Raw genomic sequence first — 16,562 nt, 5'->3', positions numbered from 1 at the left:
GTTTGCTGGGGGACGGGGTCAGCGCTGCCCGATGACGTTCATCGCCATCGCCAGCGCTACCAGTACCGCCGCCGCCGTCGCGATCACGCGAAGGCCTCGCAGGCTCTCCGACCACGCTGCCTTGCGCGCGCCCGGGACCAGCGCCTTTGTGCGCGAGTAGTCCAGCCGCGCGCGCTTGGCCTTGGTGTTGGCGCTGCCGGCGGCGAACCCCGCGACGACTGCTATGAAGACACCGATCAGTGCCGCTCCCATACCGCCCTCCTTGGGTCGTTTTCACAGCATCGAGGCTGCTTCGGGGTGCGAGAAGTCCCCGAAAGAGGGAGGGTGATCTACGCCTCTCGATACGGGTGACATTCGAGCGGGCCGCCGTCGGCGGAGCGTGGGTTCACGTGGAACAATCGGCTGTCACCTCGAAGGGATCGTCGCGCGCGCGTGTTCACCACCCTGTTGCCCCTGCTGGCCTTCGCGCTGCTCACCGCGGCGAACGCGGGCTTCGTCGCGGCCGAGTTCGCCCTGGTCACGGTCGACCGGGCGGAGATCGAACAGCAGGCCGCCAGCGGCGACCGCAAGGCACGCACCGTCCGGGTCGCGCTGCGTGAGCTGTCCTTCCAGCTGTCCGGCGCGCAGCTCGGCATCACCATCACCGCCCTGCTCGCCGGCTACCTCGCCGAGCCGGCCCTGGCGCACATCTTCGAGCCGCTGCTGAAGCCGGTGTTCGGCACCATGACCAAGGGCGCCGCCCACGTCGCGGCGCTGATCCTGGCGACCCTGCTGTCGATGCTCTTCGGCGAGCTCGTGCCGAAGAACGCCGCGCTCGCCAAGCCGATGCCGGTGGCCAGGGCGACCGCCGGGCCGCAGCGGATGTTCTCCAAGCTGTTCTCCTGGCTGATCAGCCTGCTCAACGGCTCCGCCAACTGGATCGTGCGCCGGTTCGGCGTCGAGCCACAGGAGGAGCTCGCCAGCGCCCGCTCGCCGGAGGAGCTCGGCCTGCTCGCGGCGATCTCGGCCCGCGCCGGCGCCCTGCCGCGGGAGACCGCGGTGCTGCTGCAGCGCACGATCCGCTTCGGCGACAAGCGCGCCGCCGAGGCGATGACCCCGCGCGTCGACGTCATCTCGCTGCGCGCCGACGCCACGGTCGCCGACCTGCTCGCCACGTCGGTGCAGACCGGGTACAGCCGCTTCCCCATCTACGTGCAGACGCTGGACCAGGTCACCGGCGTCGTGACGGTCACCGACGCGCTCGGGGTGCCGCCGGTGCGCAGGCCCACGACGAGGGTCGGCGCGGTCGCGCGGGAGCCGGTGTTCGTGCCGGAGAGCCTCGACCTCGACGGCGTCCTGCAGGCGCTGCGCCGCGGCGGCTCCGACTTCGCGATCGTCGTCGACGAGTACGGCGGCACCGACGGCGTCGTCACCGTCGAGGACCTGGTCGAGGAGCTCGTCGGCGAGATCGTCGACGAGCACGACATCGAGGAGGAGCCGACCACCGCGCACGGCATGCCCGACCTGACCGCCCCCGGCGACGAGCGCACCCTGCTCGTCGACGGCGTGCTGCGCGAGGACGAGCTGGCCGAGGTGACCGGCTTCCGGATGCCCGAGGGCCCGTACGAGACGCTCGCCGGCTTCCTGATGGCCCGCCTGGGCCGGATCCCCTCCGTCGGGGAGATCTGGAAGGAAGAGGGCTGGGAGTTCACCGTCGTGGAGGTCGAGCGGCGCCGGATCGAGCAGGTGCGTGTCGTGCGCCCGGAGGCCTACGATGAGTGACCTGCTGATCACGGTACTACTGCTGCTCGGCAACGCCTTCTTCGTCGCGAGCGAGTTCGCGCTGATCGCGTCGCGGCGCACGGTGATCGAGCCGATGGCCGCGACGTCCCGCCGGGCCCGCACCGCGCTGCGGGCGATGGGCGAGATCCCGCTGATGATCGCGGGCGCCCAGCTCGGCGTCACGATCTGCTCCCTCGGTCTCGGCGCCCTGGCCGAGCCGGCGCTCGCGCACGGGCTGCAGGGGCCGTTCGAGGCGCTGCACGTGCCCCACCAGCTGATCCATCCGGTGGCGTTCGTCCTGGCGCTCGGCGTGGTCGTGTTCGCGCACACCGTCATCGGCGAGATGGTCCCGAAGAACCTGACCCTGGCGTCGCCCGAGCGGGCGGTGCTGTGGCTCGGGCCGCCCATGCTGGCGTTCTGCATGGTGTTCAAGCCGGTCCTGGTCGCCATGAAGTGGGCGTCCCGGGTGATCCTGTCGCTGTGGCGGATCGAGACGACCGGATCGGTCAAGACCGTCTTCACCGCCGAGGAGCTCGCCGGCCTGGCCGCGCAGGCCACCACGGAGGGCCTGCTGGCGCCGGAGGAGCACGCCCGCATCACCGGCGCGCTCGCGCTGAGCCGGCGCACGGCCCGCGACGCGCTCCGGCTCTGGTCGGAGATCACGACCGTGGCGGAGGACGTGTCGCCGGCGTCGCTGGAGGTCCTCGCGACCCGGACCAACCGGTCGCGGTTTCCCGTCGTGGAGCGGTCGTCGCGGCGGGTGCTGGGCTTCGTGCACGTCAAGGACGTGCTCGGGTTCGTCGGCCCGCAGCGGCGGGCACCGATCCCGCTCGACCTGATCCGCCCGCTCGGCATCGTGCCACCGACCAGGACCCTTGCCGAGCTGCTGCTGGCGATGCGCCGGGAGCGGCAGCACATCGTGCTGGTGAGCGACGGCCGGGTGCCGATCGGCGTGGTCACCCTCGATGACGTGCTCACCGCGGTCGTCGGGCAATCCGTCCCCTGATCGTGTTCAGCCGGGATTTTGTCTCCCGGATTTCGGCATAATGTCCGGTTATGCGTACGTGGCTCCTCCTCCTGGCTGCGCTCGTGCCTCTCGCCGGCTGCGCTTCCCCCACGCGACAGCAACCTCGTGAGTCCGCGCCGTCGGCCCGGCCCTCGCCCGGGCACGCCACGGTGTCCGGGGCTGCCCCCTCTTCCCCGGCCGCGCCCTCGCTCGTCGCCGCCGCGCCTTCGGCCACGGTCCTGCGGTACAGCTTCGACAGCGGGATCACGGGACCGGTGCTGGACGGCGCGGGCCGGCTCCCGCTGCGGGTCCGCAGGGCCGGCGGCCAGCTGTCGACCGTGCCGCACAACGGCGGACTCGCGGTGCGATTTCCCCAGCCGTGTGAGCACTACGGTGCGGAGAGTTGCGCACGCGCCATCCTGCAGAGCGGCCCCGCTGAATTCCTCAATCCGGGCCAGGAAGCGTTCTCGTATGGCGCGAGCGTGCTCGTCGCGCCCAATGAGACTTCCAAAGGCGCCAATGTTCTGCAAAAAGGGTTCTCGGTCGGTGACAGTCAGTTCAAGTTGCAGGTGGACGGCGCCGCGGGGCGCCCCAGTTGCGTGATTGTCGGCGTGGGTGGATCTACTATTTACGTAGCCCTCGCATCGCTTAGCGTGGCTGACGGGCGATGGCACCGGATCGAGTGTTCGCGCAGTGACGCCCTGCTCACGGTGGCCGTGGACGGTCAACCCAGGGGTCGGGCGGCCATTCCTCCGTCACTGTCCATAGTGAACGCGGATCCACTCTGTATTGGCGGTAAGGGAACCAGTGCGAACAACGACCAGTTCGCCGGTGCAATTGATGATGTGTTCATCACTCGGGCGCCCTGACTTTTCGGTTAAATCGGACACCCGCTTGCTCCTCTGGGTCACTCGCCATACCGTAAATTCCGGTCGGATGGATGTCCGCGCCCACCACGGGTGCGCCAGACGGCACCGCCGAGTCGATTTTTGAACCGGGGACCCACCTGCGTCATCGGGGTGAATCCGCGATCTGCGGTAGGACGACCTTCCCGTCCGAACCCGTCAGCTAACCCGGTAGGCGGCTGGAAGAAGGAGTGCCCCCTCGATGCGGCCCAACCGTCTGGTTCGGCTCCTCGTTGCCACGCTCGGCTGTCTCTCGCTCGTCGTCGGAGTCACCGGACTCGCTCACGCCGACCCGACGCCCGCCGAGCTCGAAGCGCAGATCGACAAGAAGTGGAATGAAGTCGAGCCCATCATCGAGCAGCACAACCAGCTCAAGGGCGAGCTGAAGGCCAACCTGGCGAAGCAGGCGCAGTTGAAGAGCCAGATCGACCCGCTGCAGGCGCAGGTCGACAACGCGCTGCTGCGGGTGAGTGCGTTCTCGGTCCTGCAGTACAAGACCGGGCGGGTCTCCAGCTTCAACGCGCTGATGACGACCGGCTCGCCGGACACCTTCGCCGAGCAGCTCGTCATGCTGAACATGCTGGCCAAGGACGAGGCCGAGGGCATCAAGGACGTCATGGACAGCAAGAAGGTCCTCGACGACCAGAAGAAGCCGCTCGACGAGCTGATCGCCAAGCAGAAGGCCGCCGAGGCGGAGATGGCGACGAAGGAAACCACCATCAACGCCGAGATCAAGACGCTCAACGACATGCGCACGAAGGCGTATGGCTCCAGTGGCGCGACCGGCGAGCTGCGCCCCGTCGCCTGCCCCGTCGAATACTCCGGCGGCGACGCCGCGAAGGCCGCGCAGGTCGCCTGCCAGCAGATCGGCAAGAAGTACGTGTGGGCGGCCGAGGGCCCCAACACCTTCGACTGCTCGGGCCTCACGCTCTACGCCTGGAAGCAGGCCGGCCACACGCTGCGGCACTACACCAAGTGGCAGTACTCGGACACCAAGCGCGTCAGCAGAGCCGACCTCAAGGCCGGCGACCTGGTCTTCTTCTACAGCGACATGCACCACATGGGGATGTACGTCGGCGGCGGCTGGATGGTCCACGCCCCGACCACCGGCGACGTGGTCCGCATGAAGAAGATCGACACCGCACCGATCTCCGGGTACGGCAGAGTGGCTTAGGGCTTCGGGACCTGGCCGCCGGCGTTCACGTCGTCGGCCAGGTCCGCCAGTTCTGGTGGGAGCGGCTCGCCGTCGGGCCGCGCTGGCCCTGGTACCGGGAGCCGTATACCGCGGACCCGTATGGGTGCTCCGACGGCGAGGACAGCCGGAAGATGCACAGCTGCCCGATCTTCATCCCCGGCCAGAGCATGATCGGCAGATTGGCCACGTTGGACAGCTCGAGCGTCACGTGCCCGGAGAACCCCGGGTCGATGAACCCCGCGGTCGAGTGCGTCAGCAGCCCGAGCCGCCCCAGGCTCGACTTGCCCTCCAGCCGGCCCGCGAGCTGATCGCCGAGGCTGATCACCTCCAGCGTCGAGGCGAGCACGAACTCCCCGGGGTGCAGCACGAACGGCTGGCCGTCGTCGACCTCCACCATCGCGGTGAGGTCGTCCTGCTGGATCGCCGGGTCGATGTGGGTGTACAGGTGGTTGTTGAACACCCTGAACCACCGGTCGAGCCGCACGTCGATGCTCGACGGCTGAACCAGGTCCTTGTCGAACGGCTCGAGCCGCAACTGGCCGTCGGCGAGCTCTTTGGTCAGGTCACGGTCGGAGAGCAGCACGTCCTGACCCTATGTGGTTTGGTTCGTGGCTTTCGCGGTGGCCCCTCGGACTGCCTCGATGACCCGCTTCGTGGCTTCCAGATCGTGCTCGTCGAACTCCGCGAGCGCCTCCCGGATGTGTTGCCCGAGCGGCGCGAAGAACTCCTGCGCCAAGGCCTTCGCCGGCGGCTGCATCACGAGGTGTACGCGACGCCGGTCCTCCATGTCGTGCCGCCGCTCGACGTGCCCGGCCTTCTCCAACCGGTCCAGCAACGCGGTCGTCGCCGCCGGGCTCAGCCGCAGCGTCCTGGCCAGCTCCCCGGGCGTCAGCGGCTGCTGCTCCTCCGTCGCCCGCCAGATGTACGCCACGGCGTTCATGTCCGTGCGGTGCAGCCCGTGCCGGCGGGTGAACACCTCCAGGAACCGGTCGGCCTCGAGGTTGAACTTCCTCAGCAGGTCGATCAGCTCGCCGCTCGCATCACCCACAGGGTCATTGTCCTTCATTCGTGGAATCACACACTTTTCGTACACGTGTACGAGTAAATTGGAGGCATGGCGACGTGGGCTGAATTCTCCGCGGCCGAGCCTTTGCTGGCGACGGCCATCCGCACCCTGATCTGCCAGTACGGCCCCGGCATGGGCTACCTGGCCACCATCCGCCCCGACGGAGGTCCCCGCGTCCACCCCGTGATGCCCGTCATCACCGACGAAGGCCTCTACTGCTTCATCCTCCCCTCCCCGAAGCGCCACGACCTCGACCGCGACGGCCGCTATGCGCTGCACAGCTTCCCCGCCGAGGACACCTCCGACGAGGCGTACCTCTCAGGCCGCGCCGCCCCCGTCATGGATCCCCTGGTCGTGGCCTCCCTGGCCCTCCAGATGCGAGCCGCGCAACGCGTGGACTGGAAGCTCTACGCCCTCACCATCGAGGTAGCGATGATCGTCCAACGCGACTCCCCCCTCACCTCCACCAAGACCCTCTGGCGCGACCGCTTACCCCGACTTCCCAAAGCCCGCCGGAATGGTCCGTGCACGGCGGCCGCGGATTCGGTACAGTAGGCGTCGCTCGCGGGTGTAGTTCAATGGCAGAACATCAGCTTCCCAAGCTGACAGTGAGGGTTCGATTCCCTTCACCCGCTCCAACGCTCAGGCCCTGGCCAGGACTCAAGTCCAGCCAGGGCCGTTCGCGTCTCAGGCCACTCGAAACCGCCCACGTGCCATTAGCGTGCCATTAGGCCGCCTTGGGTCGCCGCTTCCGAGGCTTCCTCCGGGCTGCTTCGACGGCCGCGCTGACGGCGTCGGCGATCTCGCGGTCGGCCTCCCTGCTGCCGTGTTGGTAGATCAGTGCGGCGCGTGGGCTGTCTTGTCCCATGCGGTCCATGAGGTCGCGCAGGGTTGCTCCCGTCCTCGCGGCGAGGTGATTGCCGGTGTGCCTCAGGTCGTGGAAGTGAAGGCCCGGCTTGCCGATCGCCTTGACCGTCGTCGACCAGTCCACCAGAGCGTTGAAGTTCCCTCGCCAGATCGGCCGGCCGCTCGGCACAGTGAACAACAGGTCTTCGGGATCGTCGCCGACGAACTCCTTCAGGTGCGCGACGAGCGCCGGGAAGATCGCGCGGGGGATCGCGACCGTCCGCCGGCCGGCGCGTGACTTCGGTGGACCCAGCACCAGCCCAACGCCGCGTACCTCGACGTACTGCTGCCGTACCCGGACCGTCCTGGCCACCACGTCCAGGTCCTGACGCTGGAGCGCGGTCACCTCACCCCACCGAAGCGACGTGAAGGTGCTCAGCAGCACCAGCGCCCGGTAGCGCTCAGGCATCAGCTCGACCAGCGCGAACACCTCGGCAACGGTGAGCGTGGGCCGCTCGGCCGCGTGCTCCTGGTCGGCGCCGGGGATGCGGCAGGGGTTCACACGCAGCAGCTCGTCCTCCTTGACCGCCGTCATCAGTACCGCGCGCAGCAAGCGGTACGCCTTCGCTGCCATGGATTGCGACACGCCAGCGGCAAGCAGCTCGGCACGCCAGTCCCGCACCATCGGCGTGTCCAGCCGGGCAAGGGGAACGCCACCCAGGTACGGCGCGATGTGCTTGCCCAGGGTCCACGTGTACAGGTGGACCGTCCGCGGCCGCAGGTTGGGCCGTTGCGCGATCCAGCGCTCGGCGTAGTCCTTGAGCCGCACCTTCGACCGCTCCGGATCGATCCACTCACGCCTGATCATCTGCGCCTCGACGAGGCTGAGGTAGCGCTCCGCCTCCGGCTTCTTGGCGAACGTCTCCGGTGCCTTCCGCAGCACGCCATCCGGTCCCGGATAGCGCGCCTGGAACCGCCCAGAGGGCAGTTTGCGGACGCTGCCGAACCTGCGGTGGTTGTCCTTGTTCGGCATCAGGCGACGCTCCGCAGGCCGCTCCAGACCGACGAGGCCGTCATGGGCTCGACGCGGTTCTCGCTGACGAACGCGTCGACGTCCACCGGCCGCAGGCGGACGGCGCGGCCGAGGCGGTGGAACGCGATCCGGCGCTCGGCGACGAGCCGGCGGACGTAGCGGGCGCTCATGCCCATTCGGATGGCGGCGTCTTCGATGGTGAGGAGTTGCGCGGTCATCTGGTGGTCTGCCTTCCCCGTGTCGTTCTGCGGTGCGGTGCTGCTGCGGGCGGATCGCAAGGTGTGGCGCCTCTCTCGGCAAGGGGTGGGTAAGAGCGACGGACACGGGGTCGGCTGGCGGTGCGCGGGTGCTCCGCGTTATCTGCAGAATCCGCAGAACGGCTGGAGGGGTGGGGTTCTGCGGATTGTGCGGATACTGCGGAGGGCTCACCGGGCCACCGCCGACAGGGGACGTACGGTGGCCGTCGGCCGCGTCAGATCTGGGTGGGCCAGCCATGCCGGCGACGGCGGTCGACCCGAGCCGGCGCGGACGGGCACCGGCTCGGCACGGATGTAGCCGTGCGCCTGCAACAGGTTCAGTGCGGGATCGAGGTCGCCGGCCTTGGGGAACCGGCCGCGAGCAACGGCGCTGAACAGCTCCCGTTTGGTGAACCGGCCCGTTGCGGTGCGCTCGATCCAGGCGAGGACGTATCGCGCGTCCTCGACCGTGGGGTCGGCGCCCATGTCGTCGAACGCGAGAAGGGCGTGGTCCGCGAAGTACCGGCCGATGGCTTCGGCGCGGTTGATGGTGCCGGCGTCGATCGGCTTGTCGGTGTTCAGGTGGTCGCCGAGGTGGAGCAGTCCGGCGATGCGGACGACGGCGCCGGTGTACTTGCTGCCCCAGTCCACGATGTGTCCCCACGCGCCGATCGCGCAGAGCTTCGGCTCGACGTCGCACTCGATCGCCAGGACGGCAGCATCGGCCTCGGCGGTCAGCGGGATTACGGCCGGCTCCCGCAGCGCTGCGAGGCCGAGAACCAGGTCGCCGAGGTCGCGGGTGTACGCGTGGGCAACCTCGGTCGGCACCGACCGGGCGCCCGGCGTGCGCCGGCCAACGGTGTTCTCCGGGAGGGAGAACAGGATCCGGGCGAGCAACCCCTTGCCCCGGAACCCCGGCATCTGCGCGATGTCCCGCAACACCTCGGGCTGCACGGCTAGGCCGAGGGTCAGCGCGGGTGAGTCGATGTGCTCCGCCGGCCGCGACCGCCGGTCGACGCGCAGCATGTCGCCGGCGTGGCCCTTGAGGAAGACCTCCAGGTTCGGCGCTCCGGAGTACCGGCCGGCGAGGGTGGCGAAGATGCCGCCTTCCGGGGACAGCACCGCTAGCCGGCCGCCCTGTTCGGCGAGCAGCGACGCCGCCTGTTCGCTGGTGACGTCGTCGGCGACGAGCTGCGGCGGCTTCGGGATCGCGATGACCTCCGCGCTCATCGCGGCTGCCGTTGCCTCGGCCAGCAACCGGTCACGTGCGCCAGGGTCGGCGTTGGCCGCAGCGTTCGCGGCCTTCTCCGCAGCCTTGCCGGCGACGCGGTGCGCCAGCTCGGCCTCCACGATGAGCGGCGCCGTCCGCTCCTTGAGCGCCCGCTCGGCGTCGAGCAGCGGACGGATGAGCGCGGCGAACACGGCCGACTTCCGGGAGCCGGGCGGGAGGACAACGACCGTGAACAGGTTGCACGGCTCCCGCCAGCCGGCCCGGATCTCGACCAGTGCACGGCCACCCGCAGCCGTCGACAGCGCGGCGAGGGCGATGCAGCCGGCCGCGTCTACCGGTGTCTGGGTGAACTCGGCGACCGCGCTCACCATGTCCGCGACCCATCCGGGCAGCGCGTCGACCGGGAACCGTGGCGCCTGGTGCCGGGCGGTGAGCGGGATCGGCGCTGGCCATGCCGGTTCGGCGTCGGTCAGCATCGCCCGGCTTGCAGCGAGCAGTTCGGCCGTGTCCGCGTCGGCGCTGGCGAGCTGGGTCAGCCGTCGACCGACGTCGGCGACCTTCCGCCGACGGGCGTGGTTCTCGACGATCGCGGCGTAGTAGCCGGCATTCGCCGTTGTGGGCACGGATGCGATGAGGGTGTGCAGGTAGGCGGCGCCGCCGACCTTGCCGAGGTCGCCAGCCTCGGCAAGGTACGCAGCTACCGTCACGGCATCGGTGGGCCGGTCGGCGTGGTGCAGCGCGACGAGGGTGCGCCACAGCTCGGCGTGCGCCGGGCGGTAGAAGTCGCCGGCCGCGAGCCTCTGCCCCAGGTCAGCCAGGACGGCCGGGTCGAGCAGCGCAGCGCCCAACACTGCCTGTTCGGCCGCCTGGTCGTGCGGCGCGGTGCGATCCACGGCGGTGGTCTCCTTTCAGTCGACGAGTCGTCAGGCGGCGCGGCGTGCGGGGCGCTTGCTGGCGTAGACGGCGCGGGACAGCACGGTGTCGAGGTCGTTCGTCAGGGCCATGAGTTGTTGTCTGGCAACGGTTTCCGTCGCTGCGAGGGCGACGGTGAGGCGGACCTCGGCGTGTTCGCGGCCGTCGCTGGCCTGGACGCGGGTGAGGATCACGCGGCCGAGGCCGGGAGCGTCGAGGGTGATCGGTTCGGCGCGGTGCTCGCCGAACCCGCACCGGTGTCTGTGCGCGCACCACTCCGGGTGCTGTCCGGGCCGGCGGCTCATCGGGTGCCGTTCCGGTGTTCGCTGCGCAGGTATTCGTAGATGCGGCGGCCGATGCGGACTCGTCGGCCGGTGCCGTCGCAGCGGGGGCAGAGGCGGAACATGCGGCGGAAGAGCGGGTTGCGGAGTTTGCCGGTGCCTTTGCAGCGGCGGCAGTTGCCGAACGGGAACGCGGCGCAGGCCAGGATGTACAACAATGCGTAACCGGCGAGTGCGAGGGTGGCTAGCAGGGCGAGGGAGTCCACGAAACGCCTCCTGAAGGCGGTTTGAGGGCATGCGGGGTCGGCGCTGCTAGGAACTAGCGCGCTGATCAGGTTCTGTTTGGGGTGCTAGTGGGGGTGCTAGGTCTAGCAGCGCCGGCCGCTAGACCTAGCGGCAGTTCAGGCGGCTTGACCCCCTCGCCGCCGGTTACGCTCGGCAACCGCATCCGAGATCGCGGACCGTTCCACGCCGCGCCGGTTGGCGCTCTTGCCCGTGTCGGGATCGGTGCCCCACACCTGCGTGGTGGTGATCCCGTACGGCTTGAGGGCCGCGCCGAGCTGCTCCCGCGTCAGGTCGCCGTACATGTCCGGCCGCAGGCCGGCGAGCCGCGCGACGAGGGTCTCCATCCACACCTTCGGTTCGTCGGCGCGGATCACGGCGAGGGTGTCTTCCAGGAGTGTTTCCCGACGGACCGTCGTCGTGGCCTCGGCGGGCCGCTCGGTCAGCGTGCCGGCTGCCTGTCGAGCGGCGACGGCGCGGGCGACGAGCTGCTCGACGGTGGGGCCGTCGAGGTAGAACGTCCGCACGATCTGCGCCTCGTCGGCAGCGCCGACCAGGTACCCGACGCCCTTGTCCTTCTTCGTGAACATCGTCGCGCGGAGGCCGTTGCGGTAGCTGGACGTGCCGAGGACCATGTCGTTCTCCAGCTGGCCCATGACCCGCAGGCAGAACCGCGTGCCGACGTTCGCCGAGACGCCGGTCGGCAGGCTCTTCGCGTCCGGGCGCTGGGTGGCGAGGACGAGGATGATGCCGAGCGCCCGGGCGAGTTTGATGATCTTCTCGGCGAGTTCGCCGGCTTCCTTGCCGAACTCGGCGTTGGCGAACAGGTCTTGGCACTCGTCGAATACCGCGACCAGCCAGTGCAGGCCCTTGATCCGGCGGGCGAGTTCGGGCGTGACCTTGTTGTCCGGGCAGACGTCCTTCGGCAGTCGCTTGATGATGGCCGCGCGTCGCTGGCACTCCGCCCGTAGCTCCCGCAACGCCATCAGGCCGGCCTCGGCGGTGTCGTCGTCCATCCCGGACGCGTACCGGGTGCAGACCTTGGCAAGCGGGTCGAGTCCGCCGGTGCCCTTGAAGTCGTAGCCCCACACCTCGGCGTGCGGGTCGAGCGCGGCGACCAGCATCGGCAGTTGCACCGCGGCGGTCTTGCCGTAGCCGGGGATCGAGCCGATCAGGACGTTGGTGTACGGCAGTTCGATGTGCACCAGCCGGCCGCGCGGGTCGGTGCCGAACGGGAACGGCTTCGCCACGTCCACCGTGGCTGCCTTCAGCAGCGGCCAGCCCGGCTGACGCGATGCGGCCATCGGTTCGTCACCGACCCACAGCACCAGCCGCGACGGGCTGATGTCCGCGTTCCCTTCCGGCCAGACGCACCCGAGGGGACGGCCGAGGCCGGACGCGAGCTTGTCCCTGCGGTCCATCACTTCACCGACGGTCACGCCGAGCGGCAGGTCGACATCGGCGCGCCAGCCTGGGCCGTCGCGGGTGATCGGTGCCGGGAATCCGATCGCCTTCGGGTGCTTGGCGATGGCCTGGTTGATGCCGGCGACGCCGAGGACGGACAGCGCGCGGACCACGATGTCCGAGGTGAGCGCCGCGACCCGTGGCCGTACCACGGCAGTGTCGAGCAGCGGCCGATCCGCTGGCGCGCCGGCCACGCCGAACACGATGACGGCGACCGTGCTTACGGCCCACGTCCACCACTGCGGACCGACCGCCAGCGCGCCGGCACCGATCAGCAGCGCGAGGAGGACGAAGACGGCGACGATGCCGCGCCACCGCACCCGCCGGTCGCGCTGCCGCGACAGCTTGAGGTACGCCTCCGCGTCCTCGGTGCGGACGGTGGCCTGCCGGACGGCCTCGCCTTCCAGGTCGAACAGCCACCGGAAGAACCCGCCGATGGCCTTAACCAGTCCAACCGGCGCCCGGAACACGAGCTTGAGCGCGTACTTCGGCAGCCGCAGCGCGTGGTACGCCGCGACGTGCCCGACGTAGCCGGCGCTCCACCGCAGCGTGTACGCCAGTTCGGCGCGGGACCGCAGCCACGACGGCACCACCGGCCGCCGCTCCCCACGGCGCATCGTCGCCCCGAACCGCGGCTTCTCCTGCGCGGCGGGAGTGTCGACCAGGACAGGCCCGTCGGTGTCGTCCAGCGGCAGTTGTACGACGTCGGCGAGTTCTTCTTCGTGTCGTTGCCAGTCGATCGGGGGGTGTTGAGGGTCTTCGCTGTGCATGATGAGGCTTCCTCCATGTGAGGGGCCGGAGCGCGGCCGTTGGTTCCTAGGCCGAGGGGCCGCGCTCCGGGCAGAGCTACAGGTGACGACTCGTTGCGTGGATCGCTGATCGCGTGCAGCCGCCGGCGGTCATGCGGCTTTGAGCGTCGGCGCGGACGGCGTCGACACGCTGTCGACAGCCTGTCGACGGTGCCGCTTCACGGTCGCCTCACTCAGACCCAGCCGAGCGGCGATCGTTGCGTCACTCGCCTTCGGGCTCCGGGCGACCGCCGAGGTCACTCGCGCAGCGGCGGACGGCTGTCGCTTCGGCGCCGGCTTCCGTACCGCCCGGACCGGCTCGGCCAGCGCCAGCGCTGGCTCTGGCGCGGGTGTCGCCGCCTCCGGCGTCCGCTCGATCTGCGGGATCGGATCGACCTCCACGATCGGCGTCCGCTGGACGCTCGGTGCGGCCTCGGCGGTGCGGCGTGCGCCGGTCGCAATGAGCGCGCCGGTCGCCATGACCATCAGCCCGTCGACGGCGAGCGGGCCGAGGAAGACGGTCACGTCGTCTTCGCCGTAGAAGTCGAGCAGCCCCGACAGGTGCCGGTACGACACCAGCGCCGCGACCGCCGCGACCGGCAGCAGCCCCAGGAACCGCAGCGCTCCCCACCGCTTGCCGTTCGGCCACGCGATCCGCGCCAGGATTTCGACCGCGACGAACACCGCGACGGGCCAGAACACCGCCCCGACGACGGCGCCGAACTCGGGCAGCCAGCCGGCATCGCTGCCAGCCGGCGGGACGAAGGAATGCGCGACGTTCGCCGCGACGGACACAACGCCACCCAGCGCCGCCCCCGCGTACGCCCAACCACGTCCGGTCTTCGTCATGCCGCCACCGCCTTCACGGTCGCGCCGGCGGAGCGGAGCTTGAGCAGCTCCCGCATGACCCGCGCCTCAGCGCGCCGCACCCGGTGCCAGTCGATGACGGTCGGGCCGGGCTCGGCCGTGATCAGCAGGATCTCGGCCTGTACCAGGTCGATCTCCGCGTCGATCAGGTCCGACTCTCGCTCGATCTCGGCGAGATCCGCAGCAGTGGGCTCCACCCACTCCTCGGAGTACCTCACAACCATCTCCTCCATGTTGACTCACTTGGCTAGGCAAGTGCCGTGACATGAAGGTAGATGTACTTGGCTAGACAGGTCAAGAGTTGAGATCGAAGTTTTCTAGTCTGGCTAGCCAGGCTGTACCGTTTAGCCATGCCAGATGACCTGGACTACCTGGGCGAACTCGACCCCGACGACTCCACCGGCGCCGCAAACCAGATCGCCCGCCAACTCCGCGCAGCGATCCTGACCAAGCGCCTCGCACCCGGAGAGAAACTCCCATCACAGCCGGACCTGTCCAAGCACTACGGCGTTGCCCGGGAGACCGTGAAGCGCGCGCTCGACGCGCTACGCGCAGAGCGGCTCATCGTGTCCCGGCAGGGGAGCGGCGTGTTCGTCCGCGCCCAGACCCAACGCCCGGTCGAACTCCGTCCGCACCTAGAAGCGGCCTTCGAGAGCGAAGACGTCCGGATCGACTTCGCCGGCTTCTCTGGCGAAACCCTGCAAGGCGCGCTCGCCGAGGTCCTCGACCGCGTCCGCGCCGGCCAGCTGGCCCCGAAGACGATCGCGATCCGTGTCCTGGTCTCCGACATGGGCGTCCCGCAGGCGCTGCCGGCCCGCGCCGACACGGCCGCCGATGACCCGACCGTCCGGGAACGGGCAGAGCGCATCACGCACCGATCCCTCGACGGCATCGTCGACCAGGTCCACGAGCTCGGCGACCTCGGCCTAGTCCAAGCAGCCACCGTGCAGGTACGGCTCCACTCCGCGTCGCCGCTGTTCAAGCTGTACATCATCAACAACACCGAAGTGTTCTTCGGCTTCTACCCGGTCACCGAACGCACCGTCGCTTACAAGGGCGAACCCATCGCCATCTACGACCTACTCGGCAAAGACGTCCCGCTGTTCAACTACGCCGTGAGCGAGGAAGACACCTCCCACGGCACCCAGTTCGTAGCAGCGTCCAAGCAGTGGTTCGACTCCGTCTGGGACAGCATCGGCAGGGAGTACCAAGGATGACCGACCTCCGCGCACTCCTGGACCGCAGTCGCGCCATCCTCCTCGACTTCGACGGCCCCGTGTGCAGCATCTTCGGCGGCTACCCAGCTCCGATGATCGCCGCCGAACTGCTCAACCTCCTCGACACCCGCGGCGTCCAGCTCGGCGACGACGTCAGGTCGGAGACCGACCCGATGGAGGTGCTCCGCTGGTCAGCCACGCTCGGCAAGCCGGAACTCACCCGCGAGGTCGAAGACGCGCTGTGCCGCGCCGAGCTGCTCGCCGCAGACTCAGCCATCCCCGAGCCGTACAGCCGCGAGGTCATCGTCGCCGCACGCGAGGCAGGCAAGCCGGTCGCAATCGTCAGCAACAACTCCGCCGGCGCGATCGAGGCGTACCTGGACGCCCACCGCCTTAAACAGCACATCGCCTACATCGCCGGCCGCGCCCATGCCCAGCCCGACCGGATGAAGCCGAACCCAGAACCGATCTGGCGAGCCACCACCGCGGTCGACGTCGAGCCGGCCGCATCCGTCCTGATCGGCGACTCCCTGTTCGACATCGAGGGAGCACAGAACGCCGGCGTACCGGTCATCGCCTACGCCAACAAGCCACCCAAGGTGCAACGCTTCACCGACGCCCACGCCGACATCGTGCTGACCAGCATGGGCGACATCGCCGCCGCCCTGCTGCCATCAACCCGCCAGCGGTAGCCGCTCGACCTCACTCGACCGAGCATCGCGAATCGCATCAGCGACCTGAACGACCAGATGCAGCGCCTGATCCAGGGTGATGTCATGCGGCAGATCCGCCCCTGACCGCGTCACGAACGTAATGCCGATCAGCGACCGCTCCCCACTCAACAACCGCTCGACGTTCACCCCACAACCGGCCCGCTCATCAAACGGCACTGTGCACTCCGGCGAAGCCTCAGCAAGCGCCGCATCGCTGTCGTCGTGGCGTTCCATTAGCGCTCCTCCGCGCGCTCAGCCGACGACGGCGCCGCCGGTATCCAACCGAGAAACCGCTGGTCCAATTCGGGAAGCTCGGCAACGCCGAGGTCCTCAATCGCCTCGGCGTACCGCACTGTCATCAGCGTCAGCAGTACCCCTGGCGCGCCGGCGAACTTCGCCACCAACTGCCGACGCTGCGTCTGACATGGCCACGCACCGCCACAACGCCGACAGACCCACGCCGGCCGCTCAGGCAGATGCACCATCGTCCGTACGTCGTTGTCTCGCTCAAGCCGAGAAGCCAGGAGCCGGCTGTGCGACGCCGCAGCGGCCGCAAGCCGAAGCGCCCCACGAACGGCGTCAAGCGGCTGACCGTCGCCGAAGCGCAGCCGCCGACGCCCGTCATCAACGACCAGGACCACGTCACCGCCCAGCCGCAGTGACTTAACGGTGATCAGGCCCAGATCCAGGGCATACTCCGGGCTCTGCTGGGCAGACTCTGCGACCTCGATAGCCGCGATCTCACGCACGACACCTCCA

General features: G+C 69.3%; 20 protein-coding genes, 1 tRNA gene and 1 riboswitch. Of the genes, 8 read left to right on the top strand and 13 right to left on the bottom strand.

The annotated features are described in order from the left end of the window. Positions 1-18: 18 nt before the first annotated feature. A complete protein-coding gene (locus ABD332_RS39165) occupies positions 19-252 on the bottom strand; it encodes a hypothetical protein (RefSeq protein WP_344508383.1) in 234 nt (77 codons plus the stop codon). 180 nt (positions 253-432) lie between these two features. Here ABD332_RS39165 and ABD332_RS39160 point away from each other — a divergent pair, with 180 nt between their 5' ends. The 4 genes from ABD332_RS39160 (at position 433) to ABD332_RS39145 (ending at position 4,846) form a co-directional block, all read left to right on the top strand. After that, positions 433-1,761: a hemolysin family protein gene (locus tag ABD332_RS39160; RefSeq protein WP_344508381.1), complete on the top strand. Its 1,329-nt coding sequence runs from the start codon at positions 433-435 to the stop codon at positions 1,759-1,761. Continuing rightward, the gene (locus tag ABD332_RS39155; protein WP_344508379.1) at positions 1,754-2,767 is read left to right on the top strand and encodes a hemolysin family protein; all 1,014 of its coding nucleotides are present in this window, start codon (positions 1,754-1,756) and stop codon (positions 2,765-2,767) included. Before ABD332_RS39160 ends, ABD332_RS39155 begins: the two co-directional genes overlap by 8 nt. Positions 2,768-2,937: 170 nt before the next feature. Next, entirely contained in the window at positions 2,938-3,636 is a 699-nt protein-coding gene (locus tag ABD332_RS39150; protein ID WP_344508377.1) for a LamG-like jellyroll fold domain-containing protein, read from the top strand. A 96-nt stretch (positions 3,637-3,732) separates the two neighbouring features. Beyond that, a riboswitch (cyclic di-AMP (ydaO/yuaA leader) is annotated at positions 3,733-3,865 on the top strand. A 9-nt stretch (positions 3,866-3,874) separates the two neighbouring features. After that, positions 3,875-4,846 carry a C40 family peptidase gene (locus ABD332_RS39145; RefSeq protein WP_344508375.1) on the top strand — a complete coding sequence of 324 codons (972 nt, stop codon included), beginning with the start codon at positions 3,875-3,877 and terminating at the stop codon, positions 4,844-4,846. 25 nt (positions 4,847-4,871) lie between these two features. On the opposite strand, the gene dcd is transcribed toward ABD332_RS39145, so the two are convergent. Next, positions 4,872-5,450, bottom strand: coding sequence for a dCTP deaminase (gene dcd, locus ABD332_RS39140; protein WP_344508373.1), 579 nt, complete (start codon positions 5,448-5,450; stop codon positions 4,872-4,874). Between the two features lie 9 nt (positions 5,451-5,459). Continuing rightward, positions 5,460-5,915 (bottom strand): MarR family winged helix-turn-helix transcriptional regulator, encoded by a 456-nt coding sequence (locus ABD332_RS39135; protein ID WP_344508371.1) that lies wholly within the window; start codon positions 5,913-5,915, stop codon positions 5,460-5,462. A gap of 66 nt (positions 5,916-5,981) precedes the next feature. Between ABD332_RS39135 and ABD332_RS39130 the strand changes: the two genes are divergently transcribed. Together ABD332_RS39130 and ABD332_RS39125 are read left to right on the top strand one after the other, a co-directional pair. Beyond that, the gene (locus ABD332_RS39130; RefSeq protein ID WP_344508369.1) at positions 5,982-6,488 is read left to right on the top strand and encodes a pyridoxamine 5'-phosphate oxidase family protein; all 507 of its coding nucleotides are present in this window, start codon (positions 5,982-5,984) and stop codon (positions 6,486-6,488) included. Between the two features lie 9 nt (positions 6,489-6,497). Further along, positions 6,498-6,571, top strand: a tRNA-Gly gene (locus ABD332_RS39125). An 89-nt stretch (positions 6,572-6,660) separates the two neighbouring features. Here the strand turns inward: ABD332_RS39125 and ABD332_RS39120 are convergent. The 8 genes from ABD332_RS39120 to ABD332_RS39085 form a co-directional block, all read right to left on the bottom strand. Beyond that, positions 6,661-7,812 carry a tyrosine-type recombinase/integrase gene (locus ABD332_RS39120; protein WP_344508367.1) on the bottom strand — a complete coding sequence of 384 codons (1,152 nt, stop codon included), beginning with the start codon at positions 7,810-7,812 and terminating at the stop codon, positions 6,661-6,663. Next, positions 7,812-8,030 (bottom strand): excisionase family DNA-binding protein, encoded by a 219-nt coding sequence (locus ABD332_RS39115; RefSeq protein WP_344508365.1) that lies wholly within the window; start codon positions 8,028-8,030, stop codon positions 7,812-7,814. Before ABD332_RS39115 ends, ABD332_RS39120 begins: the two co-directional genes overlap by 1 nt. Before the next feature lie 207 nt (positions 8,031-8,237). Continuing rightward, positions 8,238-10,172, bottom strand: a complete 1,935-nt coding sequence (locus ABD332_RS39110) for a DUF3987 domain-containing protein (RefSeq protein ID WP_344508363.1) — start codon at positions 10,170-10,172, stop codon at positions 8,238-8,240. A gap of 30 nt (positions 10,173-10,202) precedes the next feature. Next, on the bottom strand, positions 10,203-10,496 hold the full coding sequence (locus tag ABD332_RS39105) for a hypothetical protein (protein ID WP_344508361.1): 294 nt from the start codon (positions 10,494-10,496) through the stop codon (positions 10,203-10,205). Continuing rightward, on the bottom strand, positions 10,493-10,738 hold the full coding sequence (locus tag ABD332_RS39100) for a hypothetical protein (protein WP_344508359.1): 246 nt from the start codon (positions 10,736-10,738) through the stop codon (positions 10,493-10,495). Before ABD332_RS39100 ends, ABD332_RS39105 begins: the two co-directional genes overlap by 4 nt. A 135-nt stretch (positions 10,739-10,873) precedes the next feature. Beyond that, positions 10,874-12,988 (bottom strand): P-loop NTPase family protein, encoded by a 2,115-nt coding sequence (locus ABD332_RS39095; RefSeq protein ID WP_344508357.1) that lies wholly within the window; start codon positions 12,986-12,988, stop codon positions 10,874-10,876. A gap of 129 nt (positions 12,989-13,117) precedes the next feature. Further along, complete coding sequence (locus ABD332_RS39090) at positions 13,118-13,855, bottom strand: hypothetical protein (protein WP_344508355.1); 738 nt, start codon at positions 13,853-13,855, stop codon at positions 13,118-13,120. Then, on the bottom strand, positions 13,852-14,091 hold the full coding sequence (locus tag ABD332_RS39085; RefSeq protein ID WP_344508353.1) for a DUF6284 family protein: 240 nt from the start codon (positions 14,089-14,091) through the stop codon (positions 13,852-13,854). Before ABD332_RS39085 ends, ABD332_RS39090 begins: the two co-directional genes overlap by 4 nt. Positions 14,092-14,223: 132 nt before the next feature. On the opposite strand from ABD332_RS39085, the gene ABD332_RS39080 reads away from it, so the two are divergent. Then, a complete protein-coding gene (locus ABD332_RS39080) occupies positions 14,224-15,090 on the top strand; it encodes a GntR family transcriptional regulator (protein ID WP_344508351.1) in 867 nt (288 codons plus the stop codon). Continuing rightward, positions 15,087-15,782, top strand: coding sequence for an HAD family hydrolase (locus ABD332_RS39075; RefSeq protein ID WP_344508349.1), 696 nt, complete (start codon positions 15,087-15,089; stop codon positions 15,780-15,782). The genes ABD332_RS39080 and ABD332_RS39075 overlap by 4 nt, the downstream gene beginning before the upstream one ends. Here ABD332_RS39075 and ABD332_RS39070 read toward each other — a convergent pair. Together ABD332_RS39070 and ABD332_RS39065 are read right to left on the bottom strand one after the other, a co-directional pair. Beyond that, complete coding sequence (locus ABD332_RS39070) at positions 15,765-16,037, bottom strand: hypothetical protein (RefSeq protein WP_344508347.1); 273 nt, start codon at positions 16,035-16,037, stop codon at positions 15,765-15,767. The two genes, ABD332_RS39075 and ABD332_RS39070, sit on opposite strands and share 18 nt — an antisense overlap. Beyond that, positions 16,037-16,552, bottom strand: coding sequence for a hypothetical protein (locus ABD332_RS39065; RefSeq protein ID WP_344508345.1), 516 nt, complete (start codon positions 16,550-16,552; stop codon positions 16,037-16,039). The genes ABD332_RS39070 and ABD332_RS39065 overlap by 1 nt, the downstream gene beginning before the upstream one ends. Positions 16,553-16,562 lie beyond the last annotated feature (10 nt).

The organism is Dactylosporangium maewongense, assembly GCF_039531485.1.
Classification (GTDB): domain Bacteria; phylum Actinomycetota; class Actinomycetes; order Mycobacteriales; family Micromonosporaceae; genus Dactylosporangium; species Dactylosporangium maewongense.
Note: the sequence above shows the minus strand (reverse complement) of the source record. Positions and strands in the feature narration are given on the sequence as shown.

Coding starts and splice junctions, on each gene's coding strand:
- ABD332_RS39070 (WP_344508347.1), bottom strand. CDS start 16,037: ATGGAACGCCACGACGACAGCGATGCGGCGCTTGCTGAGGCTTCGCCG.
- ABD332_RS39090 (WP_344508355.1), bottom strand. CDS start 13,855: ATGACGAAGACCGGACGTGGTTGGGCGTACGCGGGGGCGGCGCTGGGT.
- ABD332_RS39105 (WP_344508361.1), bottom strand. CDS start 10,496: ATGAGCCGCCGGCCCGGACAGCACCCGGAGTGGTGCGCGCACAGACAC.
- ABD332_RS39115 (WP_344508365.1), bottom strand. CDS start 8,030: ATGACCGCGCAACTCCTCACCATCGAAGACGCCGCCATCCGAATGGGC.
- ABD332_RS39095 (WP_344508357.1), bottom strand. CDS start 12,988: ATGCACAGCGAAGACCCTCAACACCCCCCGATCGACTGGCAACGACAC.
- ABD332_RS39165 (WP_344508383.1), bottom strand. CDS start 252: ATGGGAGCGGCACTGATCGGTGTCTTCATAGCAGTCGTCGCGGGGTTC.
- ABD332_RS39155 (WP_344508379.1), top strand. CDS start 1,754: ATGAGTGACCTGCTGATCACGGTACTACTGCTGCTCGGCAACGCCTTC.
- ABD332_RS39120 (WP_344508367.1), bottom strand. CDS start 7,812: ATGCCGAACAAGGACAACCACCGCAGGTTCGGCAGCGTCCGCAAACTG.
- ABD332_RS39145 (WP_344508375.1), top strand. CDS start 3,875: ATGCGGCCCAACCGTCTGGTTCGGCTCCTCGTTGCCACGCTCGGCTGT.
- ABD332_RS39075 (WP_344508349.1), top strand. CDS start 15,087: ATGACCGACCTCCGCGCACTCCTGGACCGCAGTCGCGCCATCCTCCTC.
- ABD332_RS39130 (WP_344508369.1), top strand. CDS start 5,982: ATGGCGACGTGGGCTGAATTCTCCGCGGCCGAGCCTTTGCTGGCGACG.
- ABD332_RS39080 (WP_344508351.1), top strand. CDS start 14,224: ATGCCAGATGACCTGGACTACCTGGGCGAACTCGACCCCGACGACTCC.